We start from the raw sequence: 21,734 nt of genomic DNA, 5'->3' as shown, positions 1-21,734 counted from the left end.
TCAGGAAAAGGCTTGAAGATCGGTGATCGCCCGGCCGAGGATCAGCGCGTGAACGTCATGCGTGCCCTCGTAGGTGTTCACCGTCTCGAGGTTCTGGGCATGGCGCATGACGTGATAGCCGATCTGGATGCCGTTGCCGCCATGCATGTCGCGGGCCTGACGGGCGATATCCAGCGCCTTGCCGCAGTTGTTGCGCTTGACGATGGAGATCATTTCCGGCGCGAACTTGCCCTCGTCGAACAGCCGGCCCACGCGCAGGCTGGCCTGCAGGCCAAGCGCGATATCGGTCTGCATGTCGGCCAGTTTCTTCTGGTACAGCTGCGTCGCGGCCAGCGGGCGGTTGAACTGGTGGCGGTCCAGACCGTATTGCCGGGCGCGGTGGAAGCAATCCTCGGCCGCACCCATGGCGCCCCAGCTGATGCCGTAGCGCGCGCGGTTCAGACAGCCGAACGGCCCGCCCATGCCCTCGATATTGGGCAGCAGAGCGTCTTCACCGACCTCGACATTCTCCATCACGATCTCGCCGGTGATCGAGGCGCGCAAGGATAGCTTGCCCTCGATCTTCGGAGCCGAAAGCCCCTTCATGCCCTTTTCCAGCACGAAGCCGCGGACCTTGTTGCCATGCGCCTCGGACTTGGCCCAGACCACGAAGACATCGGCGATCGGTGCGTTCGAGATCCACATCTTCGACCCGTTCAGCACATAGCCGCCCTCGGTCTTCTTGGCGCGGGTCTTCATCCCGGCCGGGTCGGAGCCGGCATCGGGTTCGGTCAGGCCAAAGCAGCCGATGAATTCGCCCGAGGCCAGTTTCGGCAGGAATTTCTGCTTCTGCGCTTCGCTGCCATAGGCTTCGATCGGGAACATCACCAGCGAGGACTGCACCGAGGCCATCGAGCGATAGCCGCTGTCGATGCGCTCGATCTCGCGCGCCACGAGGCCATAGGAGACATAGGAGGCCCCTACCCCGCCATATTCCTCGCCCACGGTGACTCCCAGCATCCCGGCGGCGCCCATCTCGCGGAAGATCTCGGGATCGGTGGTCTCGGTCAGATAGGCGTTTTCCACGCGCGGGGCGAGGCTCTCGGCGGCGAAGGCGGCGGCGCTGTCGCGGATCATCCGCTCTTCTTCGGTCAACTGGTCGTCCAGCAGGAAGGGATCGGCCCAGTTGAAGGCAATCCCCTTGTGAGATTTCGTCGACATGCGCTGTCCTCCGGTCGGTCTGATGGTGATATCATTCAGGTTTCATCTCATATCAGTAGTCAAAGGCCGAAAACACCGATATTTCCGCATATGAACATGCAAAAACGGAATGCACATGCGGCCCCGGCGATTTCTTCCCTCGATCCGTCTGCTGCTGGCGCTGGACGCGGTGGTGCGGCACCGATCCGTGACGGCGGCGGCGGCGGAACTGGACCTGACGCAAAGCACCGTCAGCCGCTTGATCCTGTCGCTGGAAGAGCAGTTGGGCAAGGAATTGTTCACCCGGCAGAAAAAGCGGCTGATCCCCAATGCCGCCGCCCTGACCTATCAGCGCGACATCGCCCGCGCGCTGGACATGATCCAGAAGGCCAGCACCTCACTCGTCGCCAATCCCGATGGCGGCACCATCTCGCTGGCGGCGCTGCCGACCTTTGCCACGCGCTGGCTGGGGCCGCGTCTGGGGCAGTTCCTGCAACAATCGCCCGGCGTGGCGGTGAACCTCTCGACCCGGGTGCAGCGGTTCGATTTCGCCAGCGAGGTGTTCGACGCGGCGATCTATTTCGGCGAACCGGACTGGCCCGGCACCGGGCAGTTGAAGCTGTTCGACGAGCGGGTGACGGCCTGCGCCTCGGCCCGTTTCATCGCCGCGCATGACCTGTCAGAGCCGGCGAAACTGGCACGGCTGCCGATCCTCTATCTGGAGTCGCGCCCCAATGCCTGGCCCGACTGGTTCGCCGCCCATGGCGTCACCACCGAGACGGGCGAGGGGATGCTGATGGATCAGTTCTCGATGATGATCCAAGCGGCGATCTCGGATATCGGCATCGCGCTTTTGCCCGACTACCTAGCGCAGATCGAGATTGCCGAGGGCCGGCTGCTGCCGATCCACCGGCAGGCGGTGCCGATGCGCGGCGCCTATTGGCTGGTCTGGCCCGAGGAGCGCAAGGATTTCGCCCCGCTGATCGCCTTTCGGACCTGGCTGGAGCGGCAACTGGCCGAGGGGGCCTGACCCCGCTCGCCTATTCTCCAGCCTTGAAAGCCTCGTATCTCGCCTTGTTCTCGGCATTGGCCGGATAGAGGCCCGGCAGCGGCACCCCGGCCTCGACCTGGCTCATGATCCAGCCTTCCAGACGCTCCTGTTCGACCGCCTCTTCTGTGACCGCCTCGACCAGAGCCGCCGGGATCAGCACCGCGCCGTCATCATCGACCACGATCATGTCACCGGGAAAGACTGCGACCCCGCCGCAGCCGATCGGCTCCTGCCAGTTCACGAAGGTCAGGCCGGCGACCGAGGGCGGGGCGGCCACGCCGCTGCACCAGACCGGCAGGCCGGTGCCGCGCACGCCTGCCACGTCGCGCACCACGCCATCGGTGATCAGCGCCGCCACCCCGCGCCTGGCCATCCGGGCGCAGAGGATATCCCCGAAGATGCCGGCATCGGTGGTGCCCATGGCATCGACGACGCAGATGCAGCCCTCGGGCATGGCCTCGATGGCGGCGCGGGTCGAGATGGGCGAGGACCAGCTCGCCGGGGTTGCCAGATCCTCGCGCGCGGGGACGAAGCGCAGGGTAAAGGCGCGGCCGACCAGCCGGGGCTGGCCGGGGTCAAGGGGCAGCGCGCCACGGATCCAGACATTGCGCAGGCCCTTCTTCAGCAGGATGGTGGTCAGCGTCGCGGTGGTGACACCGGACAGGGCAGCGATCAGCGCGGCCTCGTTTTCGGGGGTATTCTCGGGGGTGTCGGGCATCGGGAACTCCTCTGGTCTCGGGTGATGGTGGCGCAGCTCAGACGGCGGCGACAAGCGCGATCTCGATGGCGGCATTGCCAGGCAGCGTCGCCACACCTACGGCCGCGCGGCTGCCGATGCCGGCCTCGCCCAGCTCGGCACGCAGATCGGCCGAGGCGATGTCGGCCAGCCGGGAATGGGCGGTAAAGCCGGGTTCCGTCACCAGATAGACGGTCAGGCTGAGGATGGCACTGATCGCCTCGCCCTCGGCCAGCGTCGCACGCGCGGCGGTCAGGGCATTGCGGCAGGCGAGCCGCACGGCGTCGGCATGATCCTCAAGCGGATCGCTGGCGCGGATCGGGCCGTGATGGGTCAGCACGCCGGCCTCGCGCGGGGTCATGCCCGAGGTGAAGATCAGGTCGCGGTGACGCCGCGCGGGCAGGTAATCGCCCTGCGGCACGGGTGGGGGCGCGCTCATGCCCGATACCGTTCGACCAGCCCTGCCAGCCGCTCGACGGCGGCGACGGCGGCACGGTGGTCTTGACTGAAATTCAGCCGCAGGCTGTTAGCGGCATTGGGGCTGAACTCGGTGCCCGGGGTGACGGTGACGCCGGCCTGCAGCCGCAGGATCCTGACGAAATCGGCGGGCGGCACCGCCAGCGCGGGCAGGCGCGGGAACAGGTAGCTGCCGGCCTGCGGGGTCCGCGCAAAGGCCCCGTCGATGCCGCGCAGCACCGACAGCAGGTCATCGCGGATCGCCTGGTGCTGGCGGATGCGTTCCCTGAGCCAGCCCGCCGGTTCGGCGAACCAGGACCGCAGCACCGCCTGGCTGTATCCCGCCGCCCGCAGCGACACGACCGCCTGCAGCTTCTCCATCCGCGTGATGATCTCCTTCGCCCCGAAGGCCACGCCAAGACGATAGCCGCTGAGCGATTCGGTCTTGGACGGGCCCATGATGGTGATGACATTCGCGGGGTCGATGTCACCGGCGCGCAGATGGGTATAGCTCGCGCCGGCGTAGAGCAGTCGGGAATAGAGCTGGTCGACGATCACCACCGCGCCATAGCGCCCGGCCAGCGCGGCGATGCGGGCGATTTCCCCGGCCGAATAGACCACCCCGGCGGGGTTGTTCGGGTTCGAGAACAGGAACACCCGCGCACCCGCACTGAAGGCGGCTTCCAGCCCGTCGAGATCCAGCCCGGCGCGATCCTCGCCCGCGGTCTCGTAATGCAGCTGCACCGGGACGATCTCGGCCTCGAAGAACTCGACCAGCTTGCGATTGGCGAAATAGTCGGGTTGGACGATGGCGACCTTGTCGCCACAGGTGACGGTCGCGGCCACGGCCAGAAACAGCGCGCCCTGCGTGCCGGGCGTCACGATCATCCCGTCGCGGGGATCGACCGGGGCGCCGGTGAACGCGGCCAGCCGCTCGGCCACCTGCGCGCGGATGCCGGGCTCGCCGCGATACTCGGTGTAGGCCTGCCGTCCGCCCGAGGCGACGCCCTCCGCGAACAGGTCGAACGCGCCCGGGGTCGGCTCATGCGCATCGACATCGCCATGCGAGAAATCGACCGGCGAACCGGCAAGCGTTTCGCCGCGCAACAGCGCATCGATGCCCTGCGCCGACTGCCGACCCTCCTGCCCGGGGGCGTTGTCGGTGGCCAAACGGGCGAACTTGCTGGACAGGCTCATGGTCAGGTCGTCTCTCTGGTGGGGGACAAGGCAACTACTACTGTTCTAGGCGGTGTCGGGAAACAGGAGAAGCTAGCCAATCCTACTTTCAGAGCATAGAAAATCTATCTTATGGATCTGCGCTTCCTCGAAAGTTTCGTCACCATCGCCGAATGCGGCTCGATCGCCGAGGCGGCCCGGCGGCTGAGCCTGACACCCGCCGCGCTGGCGCAAAGGCTGCGCACGCTGGAACAGGAGCTGGGTCAGCCGCTGGTCAGCCGCGTCGGGCGCACGGTCAGGCCGACGGCCTCGGGGCTGGCGGTGCTGGGCCATGCACAGGGGCTGATCGAGGCCGCCCGCGATCTGCGCGCCATTGCTGCCGGCGACCGGCCCGCCGGGCAATTGCGGCTTGGCGCCACCGCAACCGCGCTGACGGGGCTTCTGCCCGAAATCCTCGAACGGCTGCGGGCGCAGTTTCCGCAGATCGAATATTTCATCCGCCCGGGCCCTTCCGCCGAGCTTTACCAGGGGGTGCTGGCGGGCAATCTCGACGCCGCGCTGATCGTCAGGCCGCAATTCCCGATCCCCAAATCCGCCGGCTGGCTGGGGCTGAGGGACGAGCCGCTGATCCTGATCGCGCCGACGGGGCTGGGCGTCGAGGATCCGCTGGAAACGCTGCGCCGCCAGCCCTTCATCCGCTATGACCGCAACCAGTGGGGCGGGCATATCGTCGACCGCTTCCTGCGGCAGAACGCGCTGGAGGTGCAGGAATGGCTGGAGCTTGACGCGCTGGACGCCATCGCCGCGCTGGTCAGCCGGGGTCTTGGCGTCTCGATCGTGCCGGACTGGGCACCGCCCTGGCCCGAAGGGCTGCGGCTGCAGAAGCACCCGCTGGCCGGCGCCGCCCTGCGCCAGACCGGGGTGCTTTGGAACCGCTCGGGTGCACGGATCGCCGCGGTGCGCGCCTTTGTCGAAAGCTGTAGCGGCTGAACCTCCGCAGATCCGGCTCTACATCAACAGCGCCGGCAAGCTCAGCGACAAGGCCGGGATCATGACCAAGAGCGCCACCCGTACGAAATCCGCCGCCAGATAGGGCAGCACCCCGAGCGCCACCGTCTCGAAGCGCATGTTGGGCGCGGCGGCGGCGATGACGAATAGATTCATCCCCAGGCGTGGGATGGTCAGCCCGATCTCGACCACCGAGACCACCAGCACGCCGAACCAGATCGGGTCATACCCCAGCGACGGGACCAGCGGAAACACGATGGGCAGGGTAATCAGCATCATCGACAGGCTGTCGAGGAAACAGCCGAGGATGACGTAGATCAGCAGGATCATGATGATGACGCCGACGGGCGGCAGGCCAAGCGCCGCGATCCACTGGACGATCACCCGGGGCAGGTCCGAGGTCTCGACGAAATATTGCAGGATCGCGGTGCAGAAACGGATCATTCGGACCTGTCCTCGGCGACGGCTGCCGTGATCCCGCTGGCTTGCTGGCAGGTGGTCACAGCACCGAGGATCTGGGCGTAGAGTTCCTTGGCCGCATCGACCTCCATATCGCCATTCACGTTCAGAAAGGTGTCGACCACCGGCGCCAGCCGCTCGTGCCAGGCCTCGCGCTCTTCGGCGCTCATCGGGGTGATCTCGTCGCCATCGGCCGTGGCAGCGTCGATCGCCTCCTGATCGGTTTCCTTCCAGATCCGGCGCCAATCGGCGAAGACCTCGGCGCTGGTCTCATCAATGAGACCCTTCAGCTCATCAGGCAGCGCGTCATATCTGCGCGGGTTCATCACCGTATACATCGCCACCAGTTTGATGCCGGGATCGATGTGATAGTCCAGCACCTCCCACAGCTTGAAGGCACCGATCGGACCCCAGGGCGCGATATTGCCCTCGATCACGCCGCGCTCGACGCTTTCATAAATCTCGGCCGGCGGCATTCCGACCGGGGTTGCCCCCACATGCTCCAGCATGGCCGAGATGGCCGGCGTCGGCGTGCGGATGCGCATGCCCTTGAGGTCATCCAGCGCGACGACCTTCTTGCTGGTATGACGCCGCTCGGCTCGGTCACGGTCGGCGACAGGACATGGGTGCCCGGATAATCGGCCTGGAAGGCATCGACCATCGACATCAGCGCGCAGGTGCCGATCTCGGCATCGGGCAGGGTAGAGGGCAGCTCGACCGGCACGCTTCGGGGATGACGGCCACGCGGGATCGCGGGGATGCCCACAGCGAAATCGACCGCGCCCGCCCGCACCTGATCGAATTGCTTGCTGGCATTGCCAAGCGCCGAACCGGCGGGGAAGAAGGTGATCTTGACGCGCCCGCCCGATTTCTCCTCGATCTCCCTGACGCAAGGGTCCAGCGCCAGTTCCTGGATGAATGGGTCGAGGATACATGCTCGATAATTTCAGCTCGAATTCCGCCGCGCCCGCATCGGTCGCCCGCGTCGCGAAGGCCGTCCCTGCCAGCAGAAATGCCAGTGATTTCATTGTCTCTCTCCCTTTGACTGCCGTGTTCAGACCTGTCCTTTGCCTCTCACCCGGCGTCGGACCAGTCGATGAGCTTCGATTTGTAGTCGGTACGCGGCAGGCTGCCCGCCGGCACCAGCGTGATCTCGGTCAAGACGATGAGGGTGTCGCGGATGCGCTTCTGCATGACCTCGGCCAGCTCGACCGCAACCGGCAGAGGCGGCGCCTGCTTGGTGCCCTACTTCAGCGGCCGCCACACGCCCATTGAGACCCGCACATGATCGCGGCTGCGGAAACGCAGCAAGGGCGCGGCGTGCTGGCGCAGATGGGTATAGACCATTTCGCCCTCGGCCCCTTCCTCCAGCGGCACCACGGCATCGCTCTCGGAATCGATCAATTCAAAATGCACATAGCCGCTGCCCGAGAAATGCATCCCCCGCTGCGCCTCGCATTCCCCCCAAACCGAGACCCCGTTATCGCCGATGCCCATGGCCTCGGTCACTTTCGCGCCCCATGCGGCCTCGAGCTGCACCCTCAGCTCCGGCTCGCCGCCACCGGGTTCGCCTGCGACCAGAATGCGCTGAACCGAAGAGCCCGGCAGGTCCATGCCCCTCGCCTCGCCCCATTCGGCCAGATGCAGCGCATAGGAGGGGCTCAGTGCCAGCGTGCTGGGCTTCAAAAGCTTCACCGCCGCCATCAGCCGCTCGGTATTGCCGGTTCCGACCGGGATATCACAGAGCCCCAGCCGGACAAAGGCCTCGAGTGCCACGCCCGCCACGAAAGGCCCGGCACTATATGCCGAAACGATCCGGTCGCCCTCCCGCACTCCGGTCGCGCCAAAGGAGCGCGTCGAGACAGTGACCCAATCGTCCAGATCCTCGGCCGTCAGCGGGATATAGCTGGGCGTGCCGGTCGTGCCCGAGGTCGAGAAGACACGCGCGATCTCGGACATCGGCGCGGCCAGACGGGTGCCGATGGGATAAGTCTCGTCGCCGGTCTGGCGCAGCTCTTCCTTCTCGGTAAAGGGCAGCGCGGCGATATCGGCGATGCCGCCGACCGTCTGCGCGATGTCAAAGCCCGCTTCCGCCAGTTTCTCGCGGTAGAAGGCCGAGTTGGCGAACAGGGGGGCGATCTGTTTGCGAAACAGGGCGTCATCACCCTCGGCACTGAACACCGCCTCGCGCGTAGCTGGCAGGGTCATTTGTCCTCCGCCTGATAGGAAATCGCCGCCTCGGCATGGCCGGCCATCAGGAAGCCGATCGGTTGCGCCTGTTCCTCGGCCAGATGCGCCAGAAGGCTGGCGGCGCGGCCCATAATGGGGATGGCCTTCAGCATCGCGGGCGGAAATTCGAGATCCAGCAGCACTGCGGCAATCGCCTTCGAGACATTCATCGGCAGCGCCTTGCCCCAGACCTCGGGGATCTCGCGCTCGGCGATGCGGGCCAGATCGCGGATGCCATCCGTGCCGGCGACCAAAAGGCCGCTGATGCGGCGATCCGCGCGCATCTGACCCGCGCCAGCAAGCTGGCACCGCCGCCGCCCTCGGGCGTTTTCGACCGGGATCAGCAGGTCGGTTGAGCGGATTTCGAGCCTCGCCCGGTCAAGCCGGATGAACCAGTTGCTGCGAGCGGCGGCGGTGCCGTCCGGCAGGCTGAACCCACCGCCAACAGGGGATTGCGACCAGACGGCAGAGCGGTCAGTATTTTCACCACAGACCCGTTCACCGGCAAGGAGCACCCATGTCCCGCATAGGCCACCGGCTCAGCGATCTTCGGCAGCGGCGACAGCTCAGCATCCGCTTGCTGGCGGCGCGATCGGGCGTGTCGCATTCGACCATATCGCTGATCGAGCGCGATCGGATCAGTCCAACGATCGACACCCTTACGGCCATTCTCGATGCTTTGGGGACGACGCTGGCGGGCTTTCTGTCGGAGGGTGAAGCAGCCCGGGCCGCGCCATTCTATCGCGCCGAGGATTTACCAGAAATTGGCAGATCTGACGGAATTTCCTACAAGATCATAGGATTGAACTATCCTTCGCGGCGCTTGCAGGTGTTGAAGGAAAGCTATCAGCCGGGCGCGGATACGGGCGGTGGCCTTAGTCATGCGGCAGAAGAGGCCGGCTATGTCATCGCCGGTCGGATCGAACTGAGCGTCGGCGAGCAGACCGCAATTCTGGGGCCGGGCGATGCCTATTACTTCGACAGCCGGCAGAGCCACCGCTTTCGCAATATCGGCGAGACCGAGGCCGAGATCGTCAGCGCGATCACTCCGCCAAGCTATTGATACGGTGCATATACTGGACGAGCCCGGCCGGGTGAATTGACCTTGTTGCGGTCGGGTCGCTAGCCTCGGGCAGCAGCGATTGCAACAGGGATCAGCGATCATGATCGACAAGCCGGGCCTTCCGAAAGGCGTCACCCACCTGAGAAGGCCAGCGCGCAGCGCCAGCGGCGACAATGCCCCGGTCGAGGCCGCCGTGCGCGACATCCTCGCTGATATCCGCACCCGCGGCGACGCCGCCGTGCGCGACTATTCGCAACGCTTCGACGGCACCGCGCCCGAGACATTCGAGGTTTCCATGGCCGAACGTGAGGCTGCCGTTGCCGCGCTTGATCCGCAGACCCGCGACGACACCGAATTTGCCATCGCCAATGTCCGCGCCTTCGCCGAGGCCCAGCTTGCGACCATCGGCGCGCTGGACGATGTCCAGCCCCGCCCCGGCGTGCATATGGGCCATCGGGTGATCCCGTTGGCGCGGGTCGGCTGCTACGTGCCGGGCGGGCGCTATCCGCTGCTGTCGGCGCCGATCATGACCATCGTTCCGGCCAAGGTCGCGGGCGTCGGCGAGATCATCGCCTGCCTGCCGCCCAATGCCCATCCCGCAATGATCGCCGGCTGCCACCTCTCGGGCGCTGACCGCATCTTCCGCATCGGCGGGGCGCAGGCCATCGCCGCCATGGCCTTCGGCACCGCCTCGGTGCCGCGCGTCGACAAGATCGTCGGCCCCGGCAATGCCTATGTGAACGAGGCCAAGCGGCAGGTGTTCGGCCCGGTCGGCATCGACCAGCTGGCCGGCCCCTCCGAGATCTACATCCTCGCCGACGAGACCGGCGATGCGGCAATGATCGCCACCGACCTGCTGGCGCAGGCCGAGCATGACGTGCGCACCCGCGTCGGGCTGATCACCACCGATGCGGCCCTGGCCAAGGCGGTCGAGGCCGAGGTGGCGCGCCAGCTTGAAACCCTCTCCACCGCCGAAACCGCGGGCGCGGCCTGGCGCGATTATGGCGAGATTGCGGTCTGCGAGGGCGAGGCGGCGATGATCGCCTATTCCGACGTGATCGCGGCCGAGCATCTGCAGGTTCATACCCGCGACCCACAGGCGATGGCGGCCAAGCTGCGCAACTATGGCTCGCTGTTCATCGGCCCCCTGGCCAGTGTCGTTTACTCCGACAAATGCGCCGGCACCAACCACACGCTGCCGACCATGGCGGCGGGACGCTATACCAGCGGGCTGTGGGTCGGGGCCTATGTGAAGATCGCCACGCATCAATGGCTGACGCCCGAGGGTGTGCGCGAGGTTGCCCCGCCCGCCGCTCGGCAAAGCGCCAGCGAGGGGCTGGAGGGTCATCGCCGCGCCGCGCAGTTGCGGCTGGATTTGCTTCAGGCGAAATAGGGCCGCTGCGCCGAGTGGTCGGTCGCCGCCTCAAAGCCGGCGCCGACGCGGCAGATCATCGCCTCGGCCCGATGCTTCCCGATGATCTGCATCCCCAAGGGCAAGCCGCCTTCGAAGCCGATGGGCAGCGACAGCGCCGGATGGCCGGTCAGGTTGAAGGGCAAGGTGCGCATCGCCGTCCAGACGGTTTCCTCGCGCTGGAACGCGGCCACGGGCGGGGCTGCGGCCAGCGTGCTCGGGGTGACGATCACATCGCAATCGGACAGGATGGCATCGATCGCAGCACGGATCGACACCCCCGCCTTGCGGGCGCGGGCGATGCCGGCTTTCGACAGCGCCACCCCAGCAGCAAGGCTCTGTCTCGCCTGACGTCCGTAGCCGTCCAGCTGCTCAGCCAGCATCCTCCGATGCAGGTGCAACGCCTCGGCATGCAGGATCACCGCACCGGCGGCTTCGGCCAGCGCATAGTCGGGCATGGCGATCAGCCGGATCTTGGCCCCCAGCATCGACAGGACCGACACCGCCTCATCCATCGCCGCAACCAGTGCCGGCGCGGCGGCGGGGTCATCGGCGAACCAGTCGCGGGCATAGCCGATGCGCAAGCCGCGAACGCCCTGCGCCAGCCCATCCAGCCCCGACGTCCCCGGCGCCATCGCTTCCAGCATCAGCGCGGCATCGGCGACGCTGGCCGCCAGCGGCCCGAGATGATCGAGACCGGGCGACAGCGGAAACACCCCTTCCATCGGCACCAGCCCATAGGTCGGCTTCAGCCCCACCACGCCGCAATACGCGGCAGGGCTGCGCACCGAGCCGCCGGTATCGGTGCCAAGCGCGATGCGCACCAGCCCGCCGGCAACGGCGGCGGCCGAGCCCGAGGACGAACCGCCGGTGATGTGCTCGACGTTCCACGGGTTCCGCGCCGGCGGATAGGCGCTGTCGAAGGTCGGGCCGGTCAGCGCGAATTCATAGGTGGCGACCATGCCAAGCGGGATTGCCCCGGCCCGGCGCAGTGCAGAGATGACGGCGGCATCCGTGGTGGCCACGCGGTCGGCGAAGATCCGGCTGCCGCAGGTCAGGGGCTGGCCCGCGACCTCGACCAGATCCTTGACCGCAAAGGGAATGCCCATAAGCGAACCAGCGCCCTGCCCCGCATCCAGCGCGGTGTCCGCCTGATCGGCGGCGCGGCGCGCGCCTGCGGCATCCAGCGCCACGAAGGCGCCGATACTGCCGTCGCGCGTCGCGATCCGGTCCAGATGCGCCTCTACCAGATCGCGGGCGCGAAGCTGGCGGGCGCGCAATCGCGCAGCAGCCTCGGCAAGCGGCAGGTCAGCGGGGTTCATGCGTGGTTGCCTCGGCAGATTTCAGCAGCGCGCAGGACGCGGCAAGCGCGCGAAAGACCGGCAGGGCCGCCGCCCTGTCGCGTGCATCCAGCGCGATCCCCGCCTTGTCCAGCGCCTTGTCGAATTTCGCCTCGTCGCGCGATGCCATCAGGTCCGTGCCTTCTCGAAGGCCGACCATGCCGCCTCGAACGCCGCGAAATCAAAACCCTCGGCCCGGGCAGGCTCCAGTACCAGCCTTTCGGTCTCCAGGAGCTTCTTGATCGAGGCAGCCAGCACCGGGATCACCTCGGCCGGCACCACCAGCGCGCCGTGGCGGTCGGCATGGATCAGCTCGCCCTCGGCCACGGTCAGGCCGAAGACCCGCACCGGCTGGCCGACGCTGCGCAGATGCACATAGCCATGGCTTGGCCCGACCGAGCCGGCGATCACCGGATAGCCCTTGGGCAGATCGCCCAGATCGCGCACCACGCCATTCGTCAGCGTGCCCGCCAGACCGAAGCCCTTGTGGACCGTCACATTGATCTCGCCCCAATAGGCGCCGATGGCGTTCGGGACATCCAGATCCTCGACCACGGCAATGGCGGGTTTCGGCGCTTCGGCCATGTAGCGGTAATAGTCCATGCGCCGCGCCCGGATGACCTCGGACGGTTCGGTCGGGGGCGCGATGGCCGAGAGGCTGGCAGTGCGGGCATAGCCCACGATGGCGCCGGCATCGGGCTCGGTGCAGATGACCGTGCCACGGGTAAAGCGGTCAAAGCCGCGCCGACCTTGCGCCACCTCGATGGCGTTGCAGACCGTGGGGGTGTCGACCGATTTCAGCAGGTCCAGCAGGGCGGTATCCATCATGCCTCCAGCCAGCGGACCAGCGCCGCCGTGGTGTGTTCGGGTTGTTCCAGCGTGGGCAGATGGCCCGCGCTTTCGATGATCTCCAGCGTCGAGCCGGGCACCAGCCCATGCATCAGCTCGTGGCGTTCGACCGGGCACAGCCGGTCCGCGCGCCCACAGAGGATCAGCGTGGGCATCCGCACACCGGCCAGAACCTCCTGCCGGTCGGGCCGGTCGCGCAGCGCCAGCGACTGACGGGCAAAGACCTGCGGACCAAGGTCCAGCGCCATGTCCATGCAGAGATCGATGATCTCGGGATGGGACGCCGGATCGGCCAGATAGTTGGGGATCATCTGCTCGGTCATGACCTGACGCAGCCCGCCCGCCTCGACCGCCGCGATCTGCGGCGCGCGGCGGGCCTGAACCTCGGGCAGTTCGGCACGGGGATTGGTGTCCAGCAGCGCCAGCCGCTCGATCCGCTCAGGTGCCTGCGCCAGAACCTCCATCGCCACGATCCCGCCCATCGACAGGCCCGCCAGCGCGAAACGCGGTGGGGCTGCGGCCAGCACCTCGGCCGCCAGCGCGGCGGTCGCGATGTGGCCGCTGATCGGCGCGACGCGAACCTCGCGCGTCTGGCCCAATGCGGCGATCTGCGGGCCGAACAAACGGCCATCGCACATCATCCCGGGCAGAAGGATCAGCGGCGTCATCAGTGACGGCTCAGGCTGCCGGGGCCCAGGTCGCACCGGCGGGATCGGCGGTCCCGACCGAGCGGTAGAGCGCCGCCTCGCCGGTCATCGAGGGGGTCAGACTATAGGGCAGGTTCTCCGGCACGCTCATCGTATCGCCCGGTGCCAAGGTGGCGCTGCCGTCCGCCCAGACCACCTTCCAATGCCCCTTCACCGGCATCAGCACCGCCGGATGGTCATGGCTCTGGCTGGCTTCCGAGGCCGAGCGGTTGGTGATGAAATCGACCTCGAATCCCGGCTTGTCGCGCAGCTTGCCGTTCTCGCCGATGACCCGCGCCGGCTGGCGGTCGGCCAGCGCCATCAGGTCCAGATAGCGCGCGACGTAATGCGGGACCACATCGGCGGTCGTCGGTTCGGGGAAGGCCTTCAGCTCGTCCTCGGTCAGCAGCGGCATGGGCTTTTCTCCTTCGGGCAGCGCCTGACCCTTCTTGCTGTCGTAAAGCTTGCCCCTGGATGACAGGATCAGCCCGTGGTCGCGCGCGTCCTCGATCACCTGCGGCGCCCAGATCACCCCGCCCCCGGCATCGTCGCCGCCGAGGATCGCCATGATCATGCCGTAATCGGTGCCGATATTCTCGAAGCCGCGGAAGATGCCGGTGGGGATGTTGAAGATGTCGCCCTCTTCCAGCACCACCTCGCCCGCATCCCCGTGACGCCCCCAGAAAAAGCGCCAGCGGCCCTTGAGGACGAAGAACACCTCGGCCGTGCGGTGCGAATGCAGGCTGTTGCGGCATTTCGGCGGCTGGCCGGCGGCACCGATGTTGAAGCCGTGCGGGATCGAGATATGCACATGCTGGTCCGGGCTTTCGCTGACCCCGCCGCCGATGATGGTGAAGTTCTCCTTCTGGTTCGACCCCGGCGTATGGGCATCGATGAAGGCGGTCTTGCAGGGCTGCAGGTCGCCATAGCGGACGATGCGCGCCTCCATCTCGGCGCTGGTGATGCGGTCTCGTTCGAGCGTTTCCATCAGATGTCTCCGGTGTGCAGATGGATCTGTTTCCAGATCGCGACTTCGTCAAACAGGGTGAATTCGCGGCGCAGCCCCCAGGGGCCGAACTCGGCATGGGTGAAGCCCATGACATGAACCGGCGCGCCGGTGGGTGGGCCGAAGCGGCCGAAGCCATCATGGCTGCCGTCAAGGCTCCAGCGGATCGCGGCGCGGTGCGGCTGGTGCGGGTCGGATCGGCCGATGACGTGGTGGATCGCGAAGCGCGCCGAGGGAAAGGACGAGCGCAGCCGCATCCACATCGCCTCGGCTGCCTGTTGGCCCCAGCCGCCATGGCCGCCGGCATGTTCGATGCGCACGGCGCGGTCATATTCGGGACGGATCACCGCCACGTCCTTGTCCATGATACGCGTCAGGATTTCGGCCAGCCGCGCGCCCCATTCGCTGTCATTTCCGCGCGCCAGATAGGGTCCGGGCCGGTCCTGATCGGGGGTGAAGGGCCGCAGCGCCTTGTCCGGCCCGCCCTCGGCGATGATCCGGGCGCGGGCGAAATCGGCGGGGTCATGGCCCAGCTGCCGGGCCTGGTCGCCGGTGTCATAGGCCAGCCATTCGTCGTCGATCACCTCGTCCAGAACCGAGCAATCGGCGATGCAGCGCACGGTGAAGCGCTTGCCCGAGGGCGGGCCCCAGACGCCGTGGCCGGTATGGGTGCCGGTGATGACGCTGCGATGGGACGAGAGATAGCGCCCGTTCGGATCGCCTGACCAGATCACATCCTCGCCGAGGATCTCGAGATCGGGAAAGGCGGCCATCTTGGCCAGGGTGTCATTGATGACCGACTGGTTGCCGATCTTCATCCCGCCGGCATTTCGCATGATCATCTGCGGCCCATAGGCGGTTTCCAGCAGCGCGATGCCGCGATCTTCCCAGATGTCCTTGGTGATCCCGAGGATATAGCTGACCGGGTCGTCATAGCGCGGCGCGGGGCGCGCGCCCTGCTCGACCGGGTTCGGATCGGCACTCATAGCTCACCCGTATGCAAAAGGATTTGCTTCCAGATCGCGGTCTCATCGAACAGCACCCATTCGCGGCGCAGCCCCCGGGGACCGAACTCGGCATGGGACATGCCCATGACATGCAGCTCGGCCCCGGTCGGACGACCAAAGCCGCCCCAGCCGGAATGTTTTCCGGTCAGGCTCCAACGCAGGGCGGCGCGGGGCGGCATCATCGGATCGTCGCGCCCGATGACGTGGTGGATGGTGAAACTGGCCGTGGGCAGCGCGGCGCGCAGGCCCATCCAGAAATGATCGGCCGCCTCGCGGCCATGTTCGGCCACGCCGCCCGGCAGTTCCAGCTGCGCGGCGCGGTCGTATTCCGTGCCGATGACGGCCATGTCGGCGCCCATGATCCGGGTCAGCAGGTCGGCATAGCGCTGGCCCCATTCATTCTCGTTGCCGCGTCCGAGATAGGGTCCGGGCCGGTCCGTGGCGGGGGTCAGCGGACGCGATGCCGACTCGGCCCCGCCCTCGGCGGCGATCTGGGCGCGGGCAAAGTCGCGCGGGTCCAGACCCATCTGGCGGACGATGGCGCCCTGATCGCGGATCAGCCATTCATCGTTGATCTGGTTGGCGATGGCATGGCAGTCGGCCAGAATGCGATAGCGCAGCTTGCGCCCGGTGGCCTTGCCATAGACGCCGTCGCCCGAGTGGGTGGCGGTCGAAAAGACCCGGTGCGAGGACAGCATCCCCTCTTCGGGCGTGCCGGACCAGATCACATCCTCGCCCAGCAATTGCCGGTCGGGGAACTCGGCCAGCGTCGCCATCGTTGCCGCGATCACATCGCCATTGCCCACCACAACCGAAGAAGGCGAGCGCACGACGATATCGGGCGCGTAATACCGGTGCAGCGTCGCAATGCCGCGTTCTTCCCAGATCTCGCGGGTGATCCCGAGGATATAGTCGGGGAAGTCGCGGAACTTGGGGTCGAAATCCTTCATCATTGCCATCCTTCCGGTATCCGGGCCGAGCCGCGCAGGATCAGCGGCCCGTCGATCTCGATCTTTTCCGCCTGCCGCGCCGGGTCCTCGATCTTGCCAAGGATGGTCTCGACCGTGGCCTGAACCATACGGTTGACCGGCTGGCGCACCGTGGTCAGGCTGTAGGCCGGCCATTCCGCCAGCGGCACATCGTCATAACCGACGATGGAAACGTCCTCCGGGATGCGCAGACCCAGCTCGAAGCGCAGCACATCCATGACGGCAAAGGCCATGTGGTCGTTGCCGACGAAGATCGCGTCGGGCGGCTCGGACATTGCCATCATCTCCCGCGCGGCCTCGGCGGCGGCCTCGCGCGCATACATGCCGTCGATCACCGCGACGGGCTGGTGCCCGGCAGCGGCCAGCGTGTCGAGGAAACCACGCCGACGGTCGCGCCCCGTGGATGATCCCTCCCATCCGGCGATATGGGCGATGCGGCGATGACCGCCGGCCAGCAGGAATTCCGCCACCTTCACCCCGCCCGCGACGTTGGCCGAGGTGACGGAGGAATGGGTCGTGCCGTCCTGTCCCCGGTTGAACATCACCACCGGAATGCCGGCGGCGGCGCAGCGCGCGGTCAGGTCATTGGTCATGGCGACCGAGGCGGTGATGATGCCGTCGACCTGATAGTCGATCAGCTCCTGCATCACCTCGGCCACCTGACTGTCCGAGTTCTCGGCCATGAAAATCAGGATGTGATAGCCATCGGCCTGCAGCGCGCGCGACAGGCGCTCGATGGCGACCGGGTAGAACTGGTTTTCCAGATAGGCCACCACCAGCCCGATGATCCGCGAGCGCCCGGTGATCAGCGAGCGCGCCAGCACATTGGGCCGATAGCCCAGCTGATCCGCCGCCGCCCGCACCTTTTTCGCCATGGCGGGCGAGACCGAGGCGCCCGGGGTAAAGACCCGGCTGACCGCCGACTGGCTGACCCCGGCCAGCCGCGCCACATCTTGCGAAGTTACCTTTTCCACCGTCATCAGTCCGCCGTCCAACCTCCGTCAACCATCAGCGCCGAACCTGTTACCAAGGCCGAGGCATCGGAGGCCAGATAGATCACCGCGCCCATGATGTCCTCGACCTCGCCGACGCGGCCGAGCTTGATCTTTTCCTCGATCCAGCGGACGCGCTCGGGGTTGGCAAAGGTCGCCTCGGTCAAGGGCGTGCGGATGAAGGTCGGGCAGATGCTGTTGATCCGCACCCGGTCGCGGCCCCATTCCAGCGCCATCGACTTCAGCATCCCTTCCAGCCCGTGCTTGGTGGCGCAGTAAAGCGCCCGGTCAACGCCGCCGACATGGCCCATCTGGCTGGAGATATGGATGATCGAGCCGCCCTGTCCCGCCGCGATCATCTTGCGGGCGACGGCAGCCGAGAGGAAATAGGCGCCGCGCAGGTTGACCCCGACCACCGCATCGAAATCCTCGGGCTTGGTGTCGAGCGCCGGCGAATGCCGCGCCAGCCCGGCCGAGTTCACCACCACATCAAAGCCCGGTTCGGCTTGAAGCGTCGCGGCCATGGCAGCGGGGTCGGCCACATCCAGCGCCAGCGCGCTGGCGCTCTGCCCTCGTGCGGTCAACTCGTCCACCACCGCCTGCAGCTTTTCCACGCCCCGCGCGGCGCAGACCACATGCGCCCCCTGCCCGGCCAGCGCCGCCGCGCAGGCGGCACCGATGCCGGACGAGGCGCCAGTGACCAGTGCCCGGCGGCCGTCAAGGCGGAAGGAGGGAGAAACGGGCAGGCTCATGATCTACTCGGCCGCATCGTGATAGGGGGCGGGCGCGCCATAGGGGACATTGATCCCGCCATAACGGCGCACCCGGATATTGCATTGCTCGGCATGGCCGACGAAGCCCTCGAGCAGGCAGAGGCGCGAGCCATATTCGCCGACCAGCGTCGCCGCCTCGTCGGTCGTCACCCGCTGATAGCTGTGGGTCTTCAGGAACTTTCCCACCCACAGCCCGCCGGTATAGCGCCCTGCCTTCTTGGTCGGCAGCGTGTGGTTGGTGCCGATCACCTTGTCGCCATTGGCGACATTGGTGCGCGGACCAAGGAACAGCGCGCCATAGCTGTGCATCTTCTCCAGATACCAGTCGTCGCGGTCGGTCATCACCTGCACATGCTCATAGGCCAGATCATTGGCCAGTTGCAGCATCTCGTCATGGCTGTCGCACAGATAGACATCGCCATAGTCGCGCCACGAGGCCAGCGCCGTCTCGCGCGTGGGCAGAAGGTCCAGAAGCCGATCGATCTCGGCCAGCGTCCCCTCGGCCAGCTTGCTACTGTTGGTGATGAGACAGGCGGGCGAGTTGTAACCGTGTTCGGCCTGACCCAAGAGATCGGTGGCGCACAGTTCCGCGTCCACCGTGTGATCGGCGATCACCATGGTCTCGGTCGGACCGGCGAAAAGGTCGATGCCGACGCGCCCGTAAAGCTGGCGCTTGGCCTCGGCGACGAAGGCATTGCCGGGGCCGACCAGCATATGCACCGGCTCGATCGTCTCGGTCCCGATGGCCATGGCGCCGACCGCCTGCATCCCGCCGAGAACATAAATCTCATGCGCGCCGCCCAGATGCTGGGCGGCAACGATGGCCGGATGGGGCGCACCGTTGACCGGCGGCGCGGCGGAGACGATGCGCGGCACCCCGGCAACCGAGGCGGTCAGCACCGACATATGCGCCGAGGCGACCATCGGGAACTTGCCGCCCGGCACATAGCAGCCGACCGATTGCACCGGGATATTGCGATGACCCAGCACCACGCCCGGCAGGGTCTCGACCTCGATATCCTGCATCGAATCCCGCTGCGCCTCGGCAAAGCGGCGGATCTGGGTCTGGGCGAAACGGATATCCTCCATGTCCCGCGTGCTGACCTGCTGCATCGCGGCCTCGATTTCCGAGAGAGTCAGGCGGAACGACGGCGGGTCGTATTTGTCGAAGGTCACCGAGAGATCGCGGATCGCCGCATCGCCCCGCGCCTCGATATCCTTCAGCGTCGCCTCGACCGTCGCGCGGACGCGCGCATCATCCTCGGCCCGCTGATCGGCGGGCTTGCCGGACTTCAGATGTTGAATTGCCATAACTTCATGCCTTCTCGAAATGCGGGCGCTGCCGCGTCTGTCCTGTTCACCGGGGGCGGCCTTCTGCCCTCACCCGGTCATGCGCTGGCCGGTCCTGGCGTCGAACAGGTGGCACATCCCCGCGGGAATGCTCGTGCCGACCGTTTCGCCGATCTCGGCGCGGAAATCCTTGGGGGCCTTGATCGAGACCAGCGCCTCGCCGATGCGGTAGGAGATCATCGAGGACTCGCCCAGAAGCTCCATCGAATAGACCGGCGCGCTCAGCTCGCCCCCGTCCGAGGCCAGCGACACGTCCTCGGCCCGGAAGCCCAGGATCACCGGCCCGTCATGAGCCGCGTCGAGTCCCGGAACGCGGATGCCCTCGGCCTCGAAGACGCCGTTTTGCAGCCTGCCCTCGACCAGATTCATCGCCGGGCTGCCGATGAAGCTGGCCACGAAGGTATTGGCGGGGTTGTCGTAGATATCCGTGGGCGTGCCGACCTGCTGGATCTTGCCCTTGTTCATCACCACCACGCGATCTGCCAGGGTCATCGCCTCGATCTGGTCATGGGTGACATAGATGGTCGTGGTCTTCAGCTTGTGCTGCAGGTTCTTGATCTGCGCCCGGGTCGAGACGCGCAGCTTGGCGTCGAGGTTCGACAGCGGTTCATCCATCAGGAAGACCGTGGGCTTGCGCACAATGGCGCGGCCAAGCGCCACCCGCTGGCGCTGCCCGCCGGACAGCGCGGCGGGGCGGCGGTCCAGAAGGTCGGTCAGTTCCACCATGGCGGCGGCGGCCATGACCTTTTCGTGATGCTGCTCCTTCGGGACCTTGCGGACCTTCAGCGGGAAACGGATGTTCTCATAGACCGAGAGCTGCGGGTAAAGCCCGTAGGACTGGAACACCATGGCGATGTCGCGGTCCTTGGGCTCCAGCTTGTTGACCATGCGGTCGCCCAGCCAGATCTCGCCCTCGGTCACGTCCTCCAGTCCCGCGATCATCCGCATGGTGGTGGACTTGCCGCAGCCCGACGGGCCCAGCAGCACGATGAATTCCTGATCGACGATATGCAGGTCGAAATTGTCGACCCCGGTATAGGCGCCCCAGCGCTTGGAGATGTTCTTGAGACGAAGTTCAGCCATCTGATTTCAACCTTTCACGGCGCCGGCGGTCAGGCCGCTGACGATCTGGCGCTGGAAGACCATGACAAGCACGAAGAGCGGCGCCATCGCCGAGACGGCGGCGGACACGGCCAGCATCACCTTGCCTTCCTGCTGGGTCGAGCCGAGGAAGCTCGCGATTTTCGGGACCATCGTCTGGTTTTCCTGCGTCAGCAGCATCGAGGTGACGGTGAAGTCGTTATAGGCGAGAAGGAAGCTGAAGAGGCCCGTCGTCACCACGCCCGGCCACATCACCGGGATCACCGCCAGCCGGAAGGCCTGGAACCGGGTGCAGCCATCGACCAGCGCGCTTTCATCCAGATCCTTGGGGATGGTCATGAAGAAGGAATGCAGCATCCACAGGGTAAAGGGCTGGTTGATCGCCACCAGCACGATGATGGTGGTGGGCAGATAGCCCCAGATGTTCATCTCGAAGAACGGCAGCAGATAGCCCGAGACCAGCGTCACATGCGGCATGGCCCGAAAGATCAGCGCCGCGATCAGAAGCCAGAAGGTATAGCGGAACCCTGAACGCGCCAGCGCATAGCCCCCAAGCGTGCCAAAGGTCAGAGAAATGGTGACGACCGCGACGACGACGATGCTGGTATTCAGCACGGCCTTCCAGAAGCCCTGCTGAATCCACGCAGCTTCATAGGCATCGCCGGTAAATGTGCCGCCGGTCTGCTGCAGCGTCTTCGGCCCGAAGATCGCGTTCATCCAGTCGGTGCGCGAGAAGAAATCGGCCTCGACCTTGAACGAGCCCCAGGCGGTCCAGACGAAGGGAAAGGCCGCGAGCAGCACCCACAGGATGACGAAACCCGTGGACAGGGCGACCAGCGGCAGCGGTCTTTGATGCAGTGCCTTTGCCATCGG

At 66.4% G+C, this 21,734-nt stretch carries 24 protein-coding genes and 1 pseudogene; 4 read left to right on the top strand and 21 right to left on the bottom strand.

What is annotated here, in order from left to right; all coding sequences use genetic code 11:
• Nucleotides 1–1,200 (bottom strand): acyl-CoA dehydrogenase, encoded by a 1,200-nt coding sequence (locus tag Q1A36_RS09780; protein ID WP_299842834.1) that lies wholly within the window; start codon nt 1,198–1,200, stop codon nt 1–3.
• A gap of 115 nt (nt 1,201–1,315) precedes the next feature.
• Between Q1A36_RS09780 and Q1A36_RS09775 the strand changes: the two genes are divergently transcribed.
• Nucleotides 1,316–2,209, top strand: coding sequence for a LysR family transcriptional regulator (locus Q1A36_RS09775; RefSeq protein WP_299842973.1), 894 nt, complete (start codon nt 1,316–1,318; stop codon nt 2,207–2,209).
• 10 nt (nt 2,210–2,219) lie between these two features.
• On the opposite strand, the gene Q1A36_RS09770 is transcribed toward Q1A36_RS09775, so the two are convergent.
• Genes Q1A36_RS09770 through Q1A36_RS09760 form a run of 3 tightly spaced genes read right to left on the bottom strand, consistent with a single transcriptional unit; the run spans nt 2,220 to nt 4,619 of the window.
• Nucleotides 2,220–2,948: a ribonuclease activity regulator RraA gene (locus tag Q1A36_RS09770; protein ID WP_299842832.1), complete on the bottom strand. Its 729-nt coding sequence runs from the start codon at nt 2,946–2,948 to the stop codon at nt 2,220–2,222.
• Nucleotides 2,949–2,985: 37 nt separating this feature from the next.
• Nucleotides 2,986–3,405: a RidA family protein gene (locus tag Q1A36_RS09765; protein ID WP_299842829.1), complete on the bottom strand. Its 420-nt coding sequence runs from the start codon at nt 3,403–3,405 to the stop codon at nt 2,986–2,988.
• Entirely contained in the window at nt 3,402–4,619 is a 1,218-nt protein-coding gene (locus Q1A36_RS09760; protein WP_299842826.1) for a pyridoxal phosphate-dependent aminotransferase, read from the bottom strand. Before Q1A36_RS09760 ends, Q1A36_RS09765 begins: the two co-directional genes overlap by 4 nt.
• Before the next feature lie 111 nt (nt 4,620–4,730).
• Here Q1A36_RS09760 and Q1A36_RS09755 point away from each other — a divergent pair, with 111 nt between their 5' ends.
• Nucleotides 4,731–5,588 (top strand): LysR substrate-binding domain-containing protein, encoded by an 858-nt coding sequence (locus tag Q1A36_RS09755; RefSeq protein WP_299842824.1) that lies wholly within the window; start codon nt 4,731–4,733, stop codon nt 5,586–5,588.
• An 18-nt stretch (nt 5,589–5,606) separates the two neighbouring features.
• Here Q1A36_RS09755 and Q1A36_RS09750 read toward each other — a convergent pair whose 3' ends face one another.
• The 5 genes and pseudogenes from Q1A36_RS09750 to Q1A36_RS09730 all read right to left on the bottom strand — a co-directional run bounded on the left by Q1A36_RS09750 (nt 5,607) and on the right by Q1A36_RS09730 (nt 8,578).
• On the bottom strand, nt 5,607–6,050 hold the full coding sequence (locus Q1A36_RS09750; RefSeq protein ID WP_299842822.1) for a TRAP transporter large permease subunit: 444 nt from the start codon (nt 6,048–6,050) through the stop codon (nt 5,607–5,609).
• Nucleotides 6,047–6,742 carry a TRAP transporter substrate-binding protein DctP gene (dctP, locus tag Q1A36_RS09745; protein WP_299842970.1) on the bottom strand — a complete coding sequence of 232 codons (696 nt, stop codon included), beginning with the start codon at nt 6,740–6,742 and terminating at the stop codon, nt 6,047–6,049. Before dctP ends, Q1A36_RS09750 begins: the two co-directional genes overlap by 4 nt.
• A gap of 71 nt (nt 6,743–6,813) precedes the next feature.
• A pseudogene (locus Q1A36_RS21465) lies at nt 6,814–6,915 on the bottom strand (hypothetical protein); the annotation flags it as partial.
• A gap of 395 nt (nt 6,916–7,310) precedes the next feature.
• Entirely contained in the window at nt 7,311–8,273 is a 963-nt protein-coding gene (locus Q1A36_RS09735) for an AMP-binding protein (RefSeq protein WP_299842820.1), read from the bottom strand.
• Nucleotides 8,270–8,578: a citrate/2-methylcitrate synthase gene (locus Q1A36_RS09730; protein ID WP_299842818.1), complete on the bottom strand. Its 309-nt coding sequence runs from the start codon at nt 8,576–8,578 to the stop codon at nt 8,270–8,272. Before Q1A36_RS09730 ends, Q1A36_RS09735 begins: the two co-directional genes overlap by 4 nt.
• A 233-nt stretch (nt 8,579–8,811) precedes the next feature.
• On the opposite strand from Q1A36_RS09730, the gene Q1A36_RS09725 reads away from it, so the two are divergent.
• A complete protein-coding gene (locus Q1A36_RS09725) occupies nt 8,812–9,357 on the top strand; it encodes a cupin domain-containing protein (protein ID WP_299842815.1) in 546 nt (181 codons plus the stop codon).
• A gap of 100 nt (nt 9,358–9,457) precedes the next feature.
• Nucleotides 9,458–10,750: a histidinol dehydrogenase gene (hisD, locus tag Q1A36_RS09720; protein ID WP_299842812.1), complete on the top strand. Its 1,293-nt coding sequence runs from the start codon at nt 9,458–9,460 to the stop codon at nt 10,748–10,750.
• On the opposite strand, the gene Q1A36_RS09715 is transcribed toward hisD (Q1A36_RS09720), so the two are convergent.
• The 12 genes from Q1A36_RS09715 to Q1A36_RS09660 form a co-directional block, all read right to left on the bottom strand.
• Nucleotides 10,738–12,090, bottom strand: a complete 1,353-nt coding sequence (locus Q1A36_RS09715; RefSeq protein WP_299842809.1) for an amidase — start codon at nt 12,088–12,090, stop codon at nt 10,738–10,740. The genes hisD (Q1A36_RS09720) and Q1A36_RS09715 overlap by 13 nt on opposite strands.
• A complete protein-coding gene (locus Q1A36_RS09710; RefSeq protein WP_299842806.1) occupies nt 12,077–12,238 on the bottom strand; it encodes a hypothetical protein in 162 nt (53 codons plus the stop codon). Before Q1A36_RS09710 ends, Q1A36_RS09715 begins: the two co-directional genes overlap by 14 nt.
• Complete coding sequence (locus Q1A36_RS09705; RefSeq protein WP_299842804.1) at nt 12,238–12,933, bottom strand: RraA family protein; 696 nt, start codon at nt 12,931–12,933, stop codon at nt 12,238–12,240. Before Q1A36_RS09705 ends, Q1A36_RS09710 begins: the two co-directional genes overlap by 1 nt.
• The gene (locus Q1A36_RS09700; protein WP_299842801.1) at nt 12,933–13,625 is read right to left on the bottom strand and encodes an alpha/beta fold hydrolase; all 693 of its coding nucleotides are present in this window, start codon (nt 13,623–13,625) and stop codon (nt 12,933–12,935) included. Before Q1A36_RS09700 ends, Q1A36_RS09705 begins: the two co-directional genes overlap by 1 nt.
• Before the next feature lie 10 nt (nt 13,626–13,635).
• The gene (locus Q1A36_RS09695) at nt 13,636–14,607 is read right to left on the bottom strand and encodes a cupin domain-containing protein (RefSeq protein ID WP_299842967.1); all 972 of its coding nucleotides are present in this window, start codon (nt 14,605–14,607) and stop codon (nt 13,636–13,638) included.
• Between the two features lie 23 nt (nt 14,608–14,630).
• Nucleotides 14,631–15,635, bottom strand: a complete 1,005-nt coding sequence (locus Q1A36_RS09690) for an ester cyclase (RefSeq protein ID WP_299842798.1) — start codon at nt 15,633–15,635, stop codon at nt 14,631–14,633.
• Entirely contained in the window at nt 15,632–16,606 is a 975-nt protein-coding gene (locus Q1A36_RS09685) for a nuclear transport factor 2 family protein (protein WP_299842796.1), read from the bottom strand. The genes Q1A36_RS09690 and Q1A36_RS09685 overlap by 4 nt, the downstream gene beginning before the upstream one ends.
• Nucleotides 16,606–17,625 carry a LacI family DNA-binding transcriptional regulator gene (locus Q1A36_RS09680; RefSeq protein ID WP_299842793.1) on the bottom strand — a complete coding sequence of 340 codons (1,020 nt, stop codon included), beginning with the start codon at nt 17,623–17,625 and terminating at the stop codon, nt 16,606–16,608. Before Q1A36_RS09680 ends, Q1A36_RS09685 begins: the two co-directional genes overlap by 1 nt.
• Nucleotides 17,625–18,389: an SDR family oxidoreductase gene (locus Q1A36_RS09675; RefSeq protein ID WP_299842790.1), complete on the bottom strand. Its 765-nt coding sequence runs from the start codon at nt 18,387–18,389 to the stop codon at nt 17,625–17,627. Before Q1A36_RS09675 ends, Q1A36_RS09680 begins: the two co-directional genes overlap by 1 nt.
• A gap of 3 nt (nt 18,390–18,392) precedes the next feature.
• Nucleotides 18,393–19,721 carry a histidinol dehydrogenase gene (gene hisD / locus Q1A36_RS09670; protein ID WP_299842787.1) on the bottom strand — a complete coding sequence of 443 codons (1,329 nt, stop codon included), beginning with the start codon at nt 19,719–19,721 and terminating at the stop codon, nt 18,393–18,395.
• Between the two features lie 69 nt (nt 19,722–19,790).
• A complete protein-coding gene (gene ugpC, locus Q1A36_RS09665; protein ID WP_299842785.1) occupies nt 19,791–20,843 on the bottom strand; it encodes a sn-glycerol-3-phosphate ABC transporter ATP-binding protein UgpC in 1,053 nt (350 codons plus the stop codon).
• 6 nt (nt 20,844–20,849) lie between these two features.
• On the bottom strand, nt 20,850–21,731 hold the full coding sequence (locus tag Q1A36_RS09660) for a carbohydrate ABC transporter permease (RefSeq protein WP_299842782.1): 882 nt from the start codon (nt 21,729–21,731) through the stop codon (nt 20,850–20,852).
• Between the last annotated feature and the right edge of the window lie 3 nt (nt 21,732–21,734).

The sequence above is a fragment of the uncultured Paracoccus sp. genome (assembly GCF_947487305.1).
Classification (GTDB): domain Bacteria; phylum Pseudomonadota; class Alphaproteobacteria; order Rhodobacterales; family Rhodobacteraceae; genus Paracoccus.
Note: the sequence above shows the minus strand (reverse complement) of the source record. Positions and strands in the feature narration are given on the sequence as shown.

What these genes read in the sequence shown, in the direction of transcription:
- Q1A36_RS09780 (WP_299842834.1), bottom strand. Translation starts at nt 1,200, where the DNA reads ATGTCGACGAAATCTCACAAGGGGATTGCCTTCAACTGGGCCGATCCC.
- Q1A36_RS09775 (WP_299842973.1), top strand. Translation starts at nt 1,316, where the DNA reads ATGCGGCCCCGGCGATTTCTTCCCTCGATCCGTCTGCTGCTGGCGCTG.
- Q1A36_RS09770 (WP_299842832.1), bottom strand. Translation starts at nt 2,948, where the DNA reads ATGCCCGACACCCCCGAGAATACCCCCGAAAACGAGGCCGCGCTGATC.
- Q1A36_RS09765 (WP_299842829.1), bottom strand. Translation starts at nt 3,405, where the DNA reads ATGAGCGCGCCCCCACCCGTGCCGCAGGGCGATTACCTGCCCGCGCGG.
- Q1A36_RS09760 (WP_299842826.1), bottom strand. Translation starts at nt 4,619, where the DNA reads ATGAGCCTGTCCAGCAAGTTCGCCCGTTTGGCCACCGACAACGCCCCC.
- Q1A36_RS09755 (WP_299842824.1), top strand. Translation starts at nt 4,731, where the DNA reads ATGGATCTGCGCTTCCTCGAAAGTTTCGTCACCATCGCCGAATGCGGC.
- Q1A36_RS09750 (WP_299842822.1), bottom strand. Translation starts at nt 6,050, where the DNA reads ATGATCCGTTTCTGCACCGCGATCCTGCAATATTTCGTCGAGACCTCG.
- Q1A36_RS09735 (WP_299842820.1), bottom strand. Translation starts at nt 8,273, where the DNA reads ATGACCCTGCCAGCTACGCGCGAGGCGGTGTTCAGTGCCGAGGGTGAT.
- Q1A36_RS09730 (WP_299842818.1), bottom strand. Translation starts at nt 8,578, where the DNA reads ATGCGCGCGGATCGCCGCATCAGCGGCCTTTTGGTCGCCGGCACGGAT.
- Q1A36_RS09725 (WP_299842815.1), top strand. Translation starts at nt 8,812, where the DNA reads ATGTCCCGCATAGGCCACCGGCTCAGCGATCTTCGGCAGCGGCGACAG.
- hisD (WP_299842812.1), top strand. Translation starts at nt 9,458, where the DNA reads ATGATCGACAAGCCGGGCCTTCCGAAAGGCGTCACCCACCTGAGAAGG.
- Q1A36_RS09715 (WP_299842809.1), bottom strand. Translation starts at nt 12,090, where the DNA reads ATGAACCCCGCTGACCTGCCGCTTGCCGAGGCTGCTGCGCGATTGCGC.
- Q1A36_RS09710 (WP_299842806.1), bottom strand. Translation starts at nt 12,238, where the DNA reads ATGGCATCGCGCGACGAGGCGAAATTCGACAAGGCGCTGGACAAGGCG.
- Q1A36_RS09705 (WP_299842804.1), bottom strand. Translation starts at nt 12,933, where the DNA reads ATGGATACCGCCCTGCTGGACCTGCTGAAATCGGTCGACACCCCCACG.
- Q1A36_RS09700 (WP_299842801.1), bottom strand. Translation starts at nt 13,625, where the DNA reads ATGACGCCGCTGATCCTTCTGCCCGGGATGATGTGCGATGGCCGTTTG.
- Q1A36_RS09690 (WP_299842798.1), bottom strand. Translation starts at nt 15,635, where the DNA reads ATGAGTGCCGATCCGAACCCGGTCGAGCAGGGCGCGCGCCCCGCGCCG.
- Q1A36_RS09685 (WP_299842796.1), bottom strand. Translation starts at nt 16,606, where the DNA reads ATGAAGGATTTCGACCCCAAGTTCCGCGACTTCCCCGACTATATCCTC.
- Q1A36_RS09680 (WP_299842793.1), bottom strand. Translation starts at nt 17,625, where the DNA reads ATGACGGTGGAAAAGGTAACTTCGCAAGATGTGGCGCGGCTGGCCGGG.
- Q1A36_RS09675 (WP_299842790.1), bottom strand. Translation starts at nt 18,389, where the DNA reads ATGAGCCTGCCCGTTTCTCCCTCCTTCCGCCTTGACGGCCGCCGGGCA.
- hisD (WP_299842787.1), bottom strand. Translation starts at nt 19,721, where the DNA reads ATGGCAATTCAACATCTGAAGTCCGGCAAGCCCGCCGATCAGCGGGCC.
- ugpC (WP_299842785.1), bottom strand. Translation starts at nt 20,843, where the DNA reads ATGGCTGAACTTCGTCTCAAGAACATCTCCAAGCGCTGGGGCGCCTAT.
- Q1A36_RS09660 (WP_299842782.1), bottom strand. Translation starts at nt 21,731, where the DNA reads ATGGCAAAGGCACTGCATCAAAGACCGCTGCCGCTGGTCGCCCTGTCC.